Origin of the sequence: Streptomyces sp. SYP-A7185 (genome assembly GCF_046103685.1) — a bacterium.
Classification (GTDB): domain Bacteria; phylum Actinomycetota; class Actinomycetes; order Streptomycetales; family Streptomycetaceae; genus Streptomyces.
On the sequence record NZ_CP122310.1, the window covers coordinates 4,379,575 to 4,391,601 of the forward strand.

The following is a 12,027-nucleotide window of genomic DNA, read 5'->3' on the forward strand; positions in this document are numbered from 1 at the left end:
AGTCCGGCATCAGTCCAGTACGGGAAGCAGCTCCGGGAGGTGGCCGTCCGACGCGGCGGCCGCCTCCTGCCGCTCCACCGGCACCTCTCCGTACAGCGTCGTGCGCGGCTTCGCCGGACGCCCCGCCTCCTCGGCGATCGCGACGAGATCCTTGACCGAGCGGTACGAGCCGTAACTGGAGCCCGCCATCCGGGAGATGGTCTCCTCCATCAGCGTGCCGCCCAGATCGTTCGCGCCCGAGCGCAGCATCTCGGCCGCCCCCTCCGTGCCCAGCTTCACCCAGCTGGTCTGGATGTTCGGGATGTACGGATGGAGCAGCAGCCGCGCCATCGCCACCACCGCGCGGTTGTCGCGGGTCGTCGGACCCGGACGCGCGATGCCCGCCAGATACACCGGCGCGTTCGTGTGGATGAAGGGCAGCGTCACGAACTCCGTGAACCCCTCCACCCCCTTGGCCAGCGCGTCCCGCTGCATCCCGGCGAGCGTGCGGAAGTGCCCGAGCCAGTGCCGGGGCTGGTCCACGTGCCCGTACATCATCGTGGAGGAAGAGCGGATGCCCAGCTCGTGGGCCGTCCCCACGACCTCGATCCAGGTGGCCGTCGGCAGCTTGCCCTTGGTCAGGACCCAGCGCACCTCGTCGTCGAGGATCTCGGCGGCCGTGCCGGGGATCGAGTCAAGGCCCGCCTCCTTCGCGGCGCTGAGCCAGTCACGTATCGAAAGGCCCGTGCGCGTCGCGCCGTTCACGACCTCCATCGGCGAGAACGCGTGCACGTGCATGCCCGGGACACGCTCCTTGACCGCCCGCGCGATGTCGAAGTACGCCGAGCCCGGCAGATCCGGGTGGATGCCGCCCTGCATGCACACCTCGGTCGCACCGACCTCCCAGGCCTGCGCCGCCCGGTCGGCGACCTGGTCCAGGGAGAGGGTGTACGCGTCGGCGTCCGTGCGGCGCTGCGCGAAGGCGCAGAAACGGCAGCCGGTGTAGCAGACGTTCGTGAAGTTGATGTTCCGCGTGACGATGTACGTGACGTCGTCGCCGACCACGGACTTGCGCAGGTCGTCCGCGACACCGCAGAGCGCGTCGAGCGCGGGCCCGTCCGCGTGCAGCAGGGCGAGCGCCTGCTCGTCGGTCAGGCGCGTCGGGTCGTCGGCGGCCGTCTTCAGGGCGGCCCGCACGTCACCGTCGATGCGCGAGGGGACCATGCCGGGCGCCGCCTGCTCGCGCAGCGCCTCCCAGTCGCCGTACACCTCGTCGAAGTCGTCGCGCCGGTCGGACGTGCGGCCCGTCGTGTCGATCGTGCGGTGCAGGTCCGTGCGGCCCGAAGAAGCCACGAACCCCTCGTCGGGCTCCTGCCAGGGCAGCCCGGCCGGCCGGGCGTCCTCGTTGGCCAGGCCCGTCTCGGGGTCGACCAGGGCCCGCACGTGCGGCAGCAGACGCGGGTCGAGCCAGGGCTCGCCGCGCTCGATGAACTCCGGGTAGATCGTGAGCCGTTCGCGCAGCGTGAAGCCCGCGGCGGCCGTCTTCCCGGCCAGCTCCTCGATGTGCGGCCAGGGCCGCTCGGGGTTCACGTGGTCGGGCGTCAGCGGGGACACCCCGCCCCAGTCGTCGATGCCCGCGCCGATCAGCAGCGCGTACTCCGCGTCCACCAGGTTCGGCGGCGCCTGGATGCGGGCGCTGGGGCCCAGGATGTGCCGGGCCACCGCGATGCACGCGGCGAGCTCCTCCAGCTCCGCGTCCGGCATCCCGCGCATCGCCGTGTCCGGCTTGGCGCGGAAGTTCTGGACGATGACTTCCTGGATGCCGTGGTACGAGCGCTGCGTCGCGCGCAGCCGGAACAGCGCGTCCGCCCGCTCCTCGTACGACTCGCCGATCCCGATCAGGACGCCGGTGGTGAAGGGGACGTTCGAGCGGCCCGCGTCCTCCAGGACCCGCAGCCGGACCGCGGGCTCCTTGTCGGGCGAGCCGTGGTGCGGGCCGCCCGGCTCGCTCCACAGCCGCGTCGCCGTCGTCTCCAGCATCATGCCCATCGACGGCGCGACGGGCTTGAGCCGCTGGAGGTCGGTCCAGGTCATGACCCCCGGGTTGAGGTGCGGGAGCAGGCCGGTCTCCTCCAGGACGCGGATCGCCATCGCGCGGACGTAGGCGAGAGTGTCGTCGTAGCCCTCCGCCTCCAGCCACGCGCGCGCCTCGGGCCAGCGGTCCTCGGGCCGGTCGCCGAGCGTGAAGAGGGCTTCCTTGCAGCCCATTTCCGCGCCCCGCCGGGCGATGTCGAGGACCTCGTCCGGCGAGAGGAACATGCCGTGCCCCGCCCGGCGCAGCTTGCCCGGCACGGTGACGAACGTGCAGTAGTGGCACTTGTCGCGGCACAGCCGCGTCAGCGGGATGAAGACCTTCTTCGAGTACGTGATGACGCCGGGCCTGCCCACCGCCGCGAGCCCCGCGTCACGCACCCGTGCCGCGGACGCGGACAGGTCCGTCAGGTCCTCACCGCGCGCCTGCAGCAGCACGGCGGCTTCGGCGGTGTCGAGCGCGACGCCGTCCCTGGCGCGTTTGAGCGCGCGGCGCATGGCGTTCGCGGTGGGCCGTGCCGGCGCTGGGGTCGGCCCCTGGGGTGCTGAGTCCTGCGGCGCGCTGTTGGTCATGCGTCCGAGCATACGAGCGACCTCCCGGAGAAACAGCTACAGGTCAGTGGCGGTCACCGGAGGCGGGTGTGAGATGCACGTACCGCTGGAACCCGTCCAGGACCTTCAGCACCTCCGCTTCCCCGCGCGCCGGGAGCTGCACGACCACCTCGTCCACGCCCAGTTCCGCGTAGTGGGCCAGCTTGCCCTCGGTCGGCTCCACGGCGGACAGCGCCACATACGGGCCGGCGGGGTCACGGCCCGCGTCGGCCCAGGCGGCGCGCAGCGCGGGCAGCGAGTCGCGCAGCCCGCCGCCCCCGACGGGCAGCCAGCCGTCGGCGAACTCCGCCACGTGCGCGAACAGCGTGGGGCCCGCCGCCCCGCCGATCAGCGTGCGCGGACCGTACAGGGCGCCCTGCGGGCGAAAGCGCGGCGCCCGCAGCGGCTTGGGGTGCGCTTCACTCGCGGCGACCCGCGCGAACTCCCCCTCGTACGCCGTCGGCTGCTCGGCCCACAGGGCCCGCATGACCGCCATCCGGTCCCGCACGAGCGCCCGCCGCGTGCGCCACTGGACGCCGTGGTCGGCGGCCTCCTCCTTGTTCCAGCCGTAGCCGACACCGAGCGTGAACCGGCCGCCGGAGAGATGGTCGAGGGTCGCGATCTGCTTGGCCAGGTCGATGGGGTCGTGCTGCCCGACGAGCGTGATGTTCGTGCCGAGCCCCAGCGTCCGCGTGACGGCGGCGGCCTGCGCGAGGGCCACGAACGGGTTGAGCATGCGCGCGCACTCCGGCGGCAGCTCACCGCCGGGGTAGGGGGTCGTGCGCGAGACGGGGATGTGCGAGTGCTCCGGGAGATACAGCGCCGCGAAGCCCCGCTGCTCCAGCTCCCGGGCCAGGCGCACCGGCGTGATCGTCCGGTCGGTGAGATAGAGGGTGGCGGCAACTCGCATGGAACGGCCTCCTGTTCCTTCGGCGTACCGCTCCCGTGGCCGGTCGTCGACGGCCGTCGTACGCGAGCGGGGATCACTTCCTAGCCGTCAGCGGCGCAGGAGTCCATGCCGAACGCCCGCCGTCCGCCGCCGGTTGAGGCGGCCGTCACCGCGACGAGCAGCGGCGCCCACCACGGGGGAGGGAAAAATCATGCGACCTCGCGCGCCCGCCGAACTAGCCTGCCCCCCATGAGCAGACGACGCCGCAAGAAGCAGTCGGCGAGACTGGTCGCGGCGGCGCAGCTGGGCCGCGCCACCGAGGTGAAGGCACTGCTGCGCGCGGGCGCCGACGCGCGCACCCCCGACACCGACGGCACGACCCCGCTGTACGGCGCCTCCGTCCACGGCGTCGCGGCCGTCGTCGGGCTGCTCCTGGAAGGGGGCGCCGACCCCGACGCGGAGAGCGGCCACGGCGACCAGGGCACGCCCCTGTGCGGGGCGGCGTGCTGGGGCCACACCGACGCCGTACGCCTGCTCCTCGCCCACGGGGCCGATCCGAACCTCCGCGAGGACCACGGCACGGGCAACTCCCCGCTGCGGTGGGCGACGCAGTGCTCCCACGAGGAGACGGCCGCCGTGCTCCGGGCCGCGGGCGCGCACACCTAGGCGCGGGGCGGCCCATGCCCTAGGCTCCGGCAGATCCGGGGAAACCGGCGGAATTCGGGAGCCTTCATGCGACGACGTCTCGCGACCGTACTGCTGCTGCTCGGCGCGCTGCTGGGGGGTGCGGCGTCGGCGGGCGCGTACGCGGCCCCCGCGCGCACCGCGGCGACGTCCACCCTGACCCCGGTCACCTCGACGGCGCCGGTGACGGGGGCCGCGGCCGTCAAGGCTCCCGCCAAGGTGGCGGACGAGGCCCAGGCCAAGCCCAAGAAGAAAAAGAAGAAGTCCAAGGGCGGCATCGGCCTGATCATCGGGATCATCGCCGTCATCGCGGTCATCCTCATCGTGATGATCGTCGTGCGGCGCGCGCGCAAGGGCCGCCACGGCGGCTGACGGAGCTTGGCGGCTGCTTGGCGGCTGCTTGGCGGCTGCTTGGCAGCTGCTGAGCGCGGCCGACGGCGGTCGGACCCCGCACCGGACACCGCCCGTAAGTCTGTCAATTTCCTTCCCTTGGCGGGGAGTTCACGGCTCAATACCAGGGTTGCCCTGCAGTCCCTTCCGACACCCTGGGGAGCCGACACATGTGCGAGGACGAACACCACCGGACCAGACCCGCCACCACACCCCTGAACCGGCGCGGTCTGCTCGTGACGGGAGCCGCCGCCGCGCTTACGTTGAACAGCGTGAGCTTCGCGAGCGCCGCAGGGCGTGACTCCGCAAGTGGCGACGAGACCAAGGTGGTGCGCGGCACGCTGCCCACCGGGTCACCCGACTTCGTGTACCTGCCGGTCGAAGTCCCCGACGGCGTGCGCGAGATCCACGTCGCGTACACCTACGAGAAGGTCACCGTCCCGGCGGGCACCCCCGGCAACGCCCTCGACATCGGCATCTTCGACCAGCGCGGCACCGCGCTCGGCGGCAGGGGATTCCGCGGCTGGTCGGGCGGCGCGCGCACCGAGTTCTTCATCCGCGCCGACGACGCGACCCCCGGCTACCTCCCCGGCCCCGTCAAGGCGGGCACCTGGAACATCGCGCTCGGCCCCTACACCGTCGCACCCCAGGGCCTGCCCTACGAGGTCACGATCACCCTCAAGTACGGGGCGCCCGGCACGACGCCCCGGCCCGTCTACCCGCCGGAGCGGGCCAAGGGGCGGGGCCGCGCCTGGTACCGCGGGGACTGCCATCTGCACTCCGTGTACTCCGACGGCAGGCGCACCCTGGCCGAGATCGCCGCCGCCGCGCGCGCCGCGGGGCTCGACTTCATCAACAGCTCCGAGCACAACACGCACTCCGCGCACGCCCACTGGGCCGGCCTCGCGGGCGACGACCTGCTGATCATGCTGGGCGAGGAGGTCACCACCCGCAACGGCCACGTGGTCGCCCTGGGCACGGACCCCGGCACGTTCATCGACTGGCGCTACCGCGCCCGCGACAACCGCTTCGGCAAGTACGCCCGGGAGGTCCGCGACGCGGGCGGCCTCGTCGTGCCCGCCCATCCGCACGCCACCTGCGTCGGCTGCAACTGGAAGTTCGGCTTCGGCGAGGCCGACGTCATCGAGGCGTGGAACGGCCCGTACACCCCGGACGACGAGGTCGCCCTGGCCGACTGGGACAGCATGCTGGTCGCCTCCGTGCGCGGCCGCAGGCCCTGGATCCCCGCGATGGGCAACAGCGACGCCCACCGCGACCCCGACCCCGTCGGCAGCCCGCAGACGGTGGTCCTCGCCGACGACCTGACGCGGGACGCCATCCAGGCGGGCCTGCGCGCGGGCCACAGCTACGTCGCCGAGTCCAAGGACGTCGCGCTCACGTTCACCGCCACCGGCGGCCGGGGCAAGCAGGCGGGCATCGGCGAGCGCCTCTACGTCGAGCAGGACGCACCGGTGACGGTCCGCCTCGACGTCAAGGGCGCCCCCGGCTCCACGATCCGCTTCGTGACCGACCAGGGCGTCCTGTTCACCGGCCCCGCGATCCCGGCCTCCGGGACCGGCACGGCCGAGTGGCGCACCACGCCCTCGTACGCGGCCTACGTACGGGCCGAGGTCCGCCACGCGCCGACGGTGCCGGGGCTGCCGGGCCCGCTGACGGCCTTCACGAACCCCATCTTCCTGGGCCGCAGCTGACGCTCCACCGGGCGCCCGTTCCCCTCCTCTCGTGGTGGGGGGGCGGGCGCCGGTTCAGGCGCGCAGGTCGAGCGTCCAGTTCTGGCCGACCAGATCGTGGCCGTAGCTGTGGTGGGGCTCCTCGTCGACGAGTGCGAAGCCGAAGCCCCGATAGATCCTGCGGGCCGCCGTCAGCACGTCGTTGGTCCACAGCGTCACGTGCTCGTAGCCCGCCTCCCGGGCGAAGGCGAGGCACTCCTCGACCAGGCGCGTCCCGAGGCGAAGGCCCCGGCCTTCCGGGGTGACGAGCAGGATCCGCAGCTTGGCCACCGTCGGCCGGTCGCCCGCGACGAGGAAGACGCACCCCACGCGCCGGCCGTCGACCTCGGCGATCCAGCCCCTCTCGCGGGCCGGGTCGTGCCGGGTTCCGTAGTCGGCGACGATCGTGGCGACCAGCGCCTCGAAGTCGGCGTTCCAGCCGAACTGCCGGTCGTACTCCTCGCCGTGGGCCATCACGACCCAGCCCAGGTCACCGGGTCGGTCGGCGCGGCGTACGACGACTTGTTCCTGGGGGCGCTTCTGGGGTTGCGCCTGCGGTCGCGCCTGCGATTGCGCCTGCGGTCGCGTCCGGGGTCGCTTCTGGTCTTGCTGCGGCATGAGCTGCTCTCCTGGCCCCCGTGATCGTTCCGTCCACATCGCTGTTCCCACGTCGCTCCGCCGACGCCACTGAAACAGTCGTTTCAGTTAGGCTAGCCGCATGCCCCAGGAAGCGCCAACCCCCTCCGCCCGGCAGCACGAGCTGCTGGAAGCCGCGTACCGGTACGCACTCGCCCACGGCCTGGCCGACCTGTCCCTGCGCCCGCTCGCCGAGGCCATCGGCTCCAGCCCGCGCGTCCTGCTCTTCCTCTTCGAGAGCAAGGACGGCCTGCTGCGGGCGCTCCTCGCGCGCGCCCGCGCCGACGAGCTGGCGCTCCTGGACCGGGCCCGGCAGCCCGAGCACCCCACCGGACTCGCGCCGGCCGTCGCACACGTCTGGACGTGGCTCGCCGCGCGGGAACACCGACCGCTGCTGCGCCTGTGGGCCGAGGCGTACACACGCTCCCTCGTCCAGCCCGAAGGACCCTGGGCCGGGTTCGCCCGGACGACGGTGGAGGACTGGCTCGGCGTCCTGGCCGGCTTCCAGCCGCCGGCCGAACGCGACAGCGCGGACGGCGCCACCCGCCGCACCCTGGCCCTGGCCGTGCTGCGGGGCGCCCTGCTCGACCTCCTCGCCACGGACGACGAGCAACGCCTCACCGAGGCCGTCACCCACCAGCTCACCCTGCTGCGGGCCCCCGCGCCGGACAGGACCTAGGCTCGGGCGACCACCAGCACCCCCGGGAGAGCCGCCCCATGCCGTCGTCCGCCACGCCCCGCCTCCTGCTCGTCACCGACCTCGCCTACGAGGCCAGGGGCCGCCGCTACGGCGACGAGGACATCGCGCTCGCCTCCCGCCTCCGCGAGGACTTCGCCACGGCGCTGTGCCACCCGCTGGACGCGGCCGCGCTGATGGACGCCTTCGACGCCGTCCTGATCCGCAACAGCGGCCCGGTCCTGCACCACCAGGCGGAGTTCGACGCCTTCCGCGCCCGCGCGCTGGCCTCGGGCACCCGCGTCCACAACCAGCTCACCGGCAGCGCGGACATGGCGGGCAAGCAGTACCTCGTCGACCTGACGGCAGCGGGCCACCCAGTGATCCCGACCGTCGACAGCCCGGCGGACCTCGCGAAGCTCCCGGACGCCCCCGAGTACGTGGTCAAGCCGAAGCAGGGCGCGGACTCGATAGGCCTGCGCTTCCTGCCCCGCGCCGCACTGGCGGACCACGCCACACCGGACGGCACGGTCCTGATCCAGCCCCGCATCGACTTCACGTACGAGGTGTCGTTCTACTTCGTCGACGACACCTTCCAGTACGCCCTGCACGCCCCTCACCCCGACCACCGCTGGGTCCTGGAGCCCTACGCCCCGACCCCCGCCGACCTGACCTTCGCCCAGCACTTCATCGACTGGAACACGATCGACCACGGCATCCAGCGCGTCGACGCCTGCCGCACCCGCTCAGGAGACCTGCTCCTGGTCGAACTGGAAGACCTCAACCCCTACCTGTCCCTGGCCCTCGCCCCCGAACACCACCGCGACGCCTTCATCACCCACCTGAAGACGTCGCTGCGCAGACTGCTCGCGGACTGAGAAATTTCGCTACATAAGCGTTGAATACGAATAAAAATTGGCAATAAAGCCTTTCCTTACTCGTTCACGCGCCCGGTCTGGGAATGTCAGTGGCACATCCCAGCCCCAGAACGCCACCCACTCCCCGGCTCTCGCCGAAGGCTTCAGGCAAGCAGTTCACGCCTTGAGGGTGGCCAGCCCAGTCGTCATCCAGGGAGGTGCCCTTGACGACTCCGTTCCGTACGAGTGAGCAGACCCACCCCGCTGTGCTTCCTCAGCAGCAGGCTCTGGAATCCGTGGCAGCAGACACCCCTTCGGGAGAGGCCGAAACGGGCCATGGACTCCTCGTGTCCTCACGAGGCACTGGTGCGGTCCAACGGCGAGGGGAGATCTCCGGTGGCGGCACCCGCCACCGGAGGCGTCACCCTGCAACCGGGACATCCGGTCAGGGAGTGTTCGAGGACCGTGAGGTCCTCACCGCCTCCGCTCACGCGGGGGTCACCATCGGTGTGGGCGAGCAGCGCGTCTTTGTGCTCGACCGGCACGGCAGACCACTCATGCCGTGTCATCCGGCGAGAGCTCGGCAGTTGCTGGGGCGCGGGCGCGCTCGTGTCGCTCGCCTCATCCCCTTCACCATCCGTCTGGTCGACCGCGAGCTGGCGAAGAGCGAGGTGGAAGGGGTACAACTCCGGATCGATCCCGGCAGCAAGGCCACGGGAATCACGCTGACGGACGACAAGCAGGATGTCGGGACCGGGAGTCCTTCCGCTTCAGTGCGGCGCGGACTGGTCTCCGTCGAACTGCGGCACCGCGGCGCACAGATCAGGGCCAAGATGCAGAGGCGTGCGACCCTGCGGCATCGGCGGCGGACAGCGAACCTGCGCCACCGTAAGCCCCGATTTCGCCATCGAGGCCGGGCTCCTGGCTGGCTACCACCCTCGCTCGGCCATCGCATCGACACCACCGTGGCCCAGGCGAACCGGCTGATGCGGCTCGCGCCGGTCACCGAGATCCACGTCGAGCAGTCCGCCTTCGATGTCCATGCCCTCAGTGCGGACGGACCGCTGGAGGGAGCCGACTACCAACGAGGGACCCTGGCAGGACACGAGGTCCGCGCGTATCTCCTGGAGAAATGGCAGCGCTCCTGCGCATACTGCGGCGCGACCGGCGTGCCCCTGGAGGTCGAGCACATCCGCGCCGTCGCCCGAGGCGGGACGGACCGCATCAGCAACCTCACCCTTTCCTGCCGCCCTTGCAACCGGCGCAAGAACACCACCCCGGTGGCCGACTTCCTCGCGGATCGACCGGAGCGCGCCGCCGCAATCGCACGCCAGGCGCGCACTCCTCTGACGGACGCCGCCGCCATGAACGCCACCCGATGGCTCCTGCGGGGGCGGCTCGCCGCGCTGGGTCCTCCGGTCACCGGCTGGTCCGGGGGCCGCACCAAGTTCAACCGAAGCCGGGCAGGTCTGCCGAAGAGCCACACCCTGGACGCGCTCTGTGTGGGTGAGCTGGACGACGCCACCCACATCGTCCGTCACCCCGTCCGTCCGCTCGTCGTCAGCTGTCACGGCCGTGGCACTTACCAGCGCACACTGACGGACGCATACGGCTTTCCCCGGCTCCATCGCCCACGCACCAAGAGCCACTTCGGGTTCAGCACCGGCGATCTCGTCGCCGCCCGTGTCCCCAAGGGAAAGAAGGCCGGGCACCACACAGGAAGACTCGCCGTCCGAAGCGATGGATACATGAACATCCGGACCGAAGCCAAGCTGGTCGACGGCATCCACCACCGACACATCCGGCTGCTTCAGCGCGGCGACGGATACGGATACGTCCGGGGCGCACCCGAGCCGCGCCCTCGGCCCTGATCTCGACCGCGCGACGGGTCAGTCCGCGACCACCAGGGCCGGGGTGTCCCTCTTCAGGATCTCGCCGCGGAAGAACGCGGGGCTCTTGCGGCCCATCACCAGCATGATCACCACGCCGAGCAGCAGCAGGCCCACGCCGATCACGAAGACCGAGCCCACACCGAAGACGGAGGAGCCGCTGCCGTAGGCGGGGTTCCACATGTCGATGAGGGTCTTGGCGAAGACGCCGGTCAGGAGGATGCCTCCGAGGACCGGGAGCAGGGCCTTGAAGACGAAGTCCCTCGCGGAGTTGAAGAGCTCACGGCGGAAGTACCAGGTGCAGGCGAAGGCCGTCAGCGCGTAGTAGAAGCAGATCATGAGGCCGAGCGCGTAGATCGTGTCGACCAGGACGTGCTCGGAGACCAGCGTCATGACCGTGTAGAAGACGGCGGTCGCGACGCCCGCCGTGACCGTCGCGCGGCCCGGCGTCTTGAAGCGCGGGTGGACGCGGGCGAACGACGGCGGAAGCGCCTCGTAGGAGGACATCGCGAGGACCGTGCGGGCCACCGGGATGAACGTCGTCTGGAGGCTCGCGGCCGCCGAGGCGAGAACCGCGACGAAGAGCAGGATGCCGAGGGTCGGGCCCATCACGGGACCCGCGAGGACGGCGAAGACGTTGTCGGAGGTGTCGGGGTTGGCGAGGCCGAGGCCCTTGGTGCCCGCACCCACCACCATCTGCGCGGCCACGGCCGTCGCGAGGTAGGAGCCGACGAGGACCACCATCGCGATGAGCGCGGCGCGGCCGGGGGTCTTGTCGCTGCCGGTCGTCTCCTCGTTGGCGGCCAGGCAGGCGTCCCAGCCCCAGTAGATGAAGATCGCGAGCGAGAGACCCGCGGTGAAGGAGGAGAACGACTTCACCGCGAACGGGTTCAGCCACGACCAGGAGAAGTCCTGCGAGAGGGGGAACTGGGCGCTGCCCGCCTTCTGGAAGGCCATCACCACGAAGACCGCCAGCACGACCAGCTGAAGCCCCACCAGCGCGTACTGCACCCCCTTCGTGGCCGTCATCCCCCGATAGCTGATCGCCGTCGCCGCGGCGATCAGGGTCAGGCACGTCAGGATGTGCACGGCCTTGTTGTCGTCGAGGGCCGCCACCGAGTCGCTGCCCGTGATCTCGCCGGCCAGGAGCCAGAAGTACGAGGTCGCCACGCCCGCCAGGTTGGACAGGACGATGATCGTGGCGATGACCAGGCCCCAGCCGCACATCCACCCGATCCGCGGGCCGAAGGCCTTGACGGTCCAGGTGAAGGACGTGCCGCAGTCCGGCATGGCCTTGTTGAGCTCGCGGTAGGCGAAGGCCACCAGGAGCATCGGCAGGAAGCCCGCGAGGAAGACCGCGGGCATGGCCAGGCCGACCTCGCCGGCCGTGGAGCCGAGGGTCGACGTCAGGCAGTAGACGGGAGCGACGGTGGAGATACCGATGACGGCGCTACCCATGAGGCCGACGGAGTTCCCGCCGAGGCCTTTGGCGCGTACGCCCCCGTCGGGGGCGCCGCTTACCGTGTCTCCGGCCTGGGGCCGTACGTCCAGCTGGGTCATGAACAGGACGTTAAGTCCTGCGGTTTCCACATGCGGAGGGACAGCATCCGCATCT

The 12,027-nt window shown here is 71.4% G+C and carries 10 protein-coding genes; 6 read left to right on the top strand and 4 right to left on the bottom strand.

The genetic code is table 11. The features are described from left to right. Window positions 1-9: 9 nt before the first annotated feature. Both QBL25_RS19070 and QBL25_RS19075 read right to left on the bottom strand, forming a co-directional pair. Window positions 10-2,568: a bifunctional FO biosynthesis protein CofGH gene (locus QBL25_RS19070; protein WP_409062704.1), complete on the bottom strand. Its 2,559-nt coding sequence runs from the start codon at window positions 2,566-2,568 to the stop codon at window positions 10-12. 118 nt (window positions 2,569-2,686) lie between these two features. Then, on the bottom strand, window positions 2,687-3,571 hold the full coding sequence (locus tag QBL25_RS19075; protein WP_409058242.1) for an LLM class F420-dependent oxidoreductase: 885 nt from the start codon (window positions 3,569-3,571) through the stop codon (window positions 2,687-2,689). Window positions 3,572-3,799: 228 nt separating this feature from the next. On the opposite strand from QBL25_RS19075, the gene QBL25_RS19080 reads away from it, so the two are divergent. From QBL25_RS19080 to QBL25_RS19090, 3 genes are all read left to right on the top strand, one after another. After that, on the top strand, window positions 3,800-4,216 hold the full coding sequence (locus QBL25_RS19080) for an ankyrin repeat domain-containing protein (protein WP_409058243.1): 417 nt from the start codon (window positions 3,800-3,802) through the stop codon (window positions 4,214-4,216). Window positions 4,217-4,282: 66 nt separating this feature from the next. Continuing rightward, window positions 4,283-4,606, top strand: a complete 324-nt coding sequence (locus QBL25_RS19085) for a hypothetical protein (RefSeq protein WP_409058244.1) — start codon at window positions 4,283-4,285, stop codon at window positions 4,604-4,606. Window positions 4,607-4,794: 188 nt separating this feature from the next. Beyond that, on the top strand, window positions 4,795-6,336 hold the full coding sequence (locus QBL25_RS19090; RefSeq protein ID WP_409058245.1) for a CehA/McbA family metallohydrolase: 1,542 nt from the start codon (window positions 4,795-4,797) through the stop codon (window positions 6,334-6,336). Between the two features lie 54 nt (window positions 6,337-6,390). On the opposite strand, the gene QBL25_RS19095 is transcribed toward QBL25_RS19090, so the two are convergent. After that, a complete protein-coding gene (locus QBL25_RS19095) occupies window positions 6,391-6,972 on the bottom strand; it encodes a GNAT family N-acetyltransferase (protein WP_409058246.1) in 582 nt (193 codons plus the stop codon). A 100-nt stretch (window positions 6,973-7,072) separates the two neighbouring features. On the opposite strand from QBL25_RS19095, the gene QBL25_RS19100 reads away from it, so the two are divergent. From QBL25_RS19100 to iscB, 3 genes are all read left to right on the top strand, one after another. After that, window positions 7,073-7,669 (top strand): TetR family transcriptional regulator, encoded by a 597-nt coding sequence (locus QBL25_RS19100; protein WP_409058247.1) that lies wholly within the window; start codon window positions 7,073-7,075, stop codon window positions 7,667-7,669. 38 nt (window positions 7,670-7,707) lie between these two features. Beyond that, window positions 7,708-8,544, top strand: a complete 837-nt coding sequence (locus QBL25_RS19105) for a hypothetical protein (RefSeq protein ID WP_409058248.1) — start codon at window positions 7,708-7,710, stop codon at window positions 8,542-8,544. A gap of 509 nt (window positions 8,545-9,053) precedes the next feature. After that, window positions 9,054-10,394 (top strand): RNA-guided endonuclease IscB, encoded by a 1,341-nt coding sequence (iscB, locus tag QBL25_RS19110; RefSeq protein ID WP_409062705.1) that lies wholly within the window; start codon window positions 9,054-9,056, stop codon window positions 10,392-10,394. An 18-nt stretch (window positions 10,395-10,412) separates the two neighbouring features. Here the strand turns inward: iscB and QBL25_RS19115 are convergent, their stop codons facing one another. Beyond that, window positions 10,413-11,972 carry an APC family permease gene (locus QBL25_RS19115; RefSeq protein WP_409058249.1) on the bottom strand — a complete coding sequence of 520 codons (1,560 nt, stop codon included), beginning with the start codon at window positions 11,970-11,972 and terminating at the stop codon, window positions 10,413-10,415. Between the last annotated feature and the right edge of the window lie 55 nt (window positions 11,973-12,027).